Annotated in this window: 1 protein-coding gene; it reads left to right on the forward strand. The window is 53.2% G+C overall.

Translation table 11 applies throughout. The features are described from left to right. Positions 1 to 231: hypothetical protein (locus tag OW493_RS17185; RefSeq protein ID WP_289864993.1), on the forward strand; the 231-nt coding region annotated here is incomplete at its 5' end. Between the last annotated feature and the right edge of the window lie 322 nt (positions 232 to 553).

Consider the following 553-nt stretch of genomic DNA (forward strand, 5'->3'; position numbering starts at 1 on the left):
TCTTTTACCGCTGGTAACGCCATGCGTCCCCGGCAGCGGATGCGTACTTTACGCATTCACCTCTGCAAGTGCAAGCGCTTTCTTCAAAAAGCATCCAGCCATGCAGTGTTCGGCGCTTTCGGCCGTCACGATTCAGGACGACATCATGGTAAAGAAGCGGGCCTGATCGATCGCTCTGATGATTCCCGAGAGTCACACCTGAAAGAAAGGGGTGTGGATAACCTGGCATGAGCCGCTCAATGAGAGTTTTCCACACCCTATTACCGACCTGAAACGAGACAATATCTTCACCCATGCGGTGTGAGCATCACCAGGGCCGTGCGCCCTCCCCACTCGAAGCGTATGAAGACTTGTACATTTACCTGGCACGTCGAAGATCACCAAGATTCTGGTATCACATTCCAGTGCGCCATTTTTCTGTGCACCACCTCTCCAAGCACCACTTTTTCCTACGCACAAAGAGAACCGCCCCTGCAGCAAGGCTGCAGGGGCGGTTCGGTATAAGTGCCTGACGATGACCTACTCTCACATGGAGAAACTCCACACTACCATC

The organism is Cobetia sp. 14N.309.X.WAT.E.A4 (genome assembly GCF_030397495.1).
GTDB lineage: Bacteria > Pseudomonadota > Gammaproteobacteria > Pseudomonadales > Halomonadaceae > Cobetia > Cobetia marina.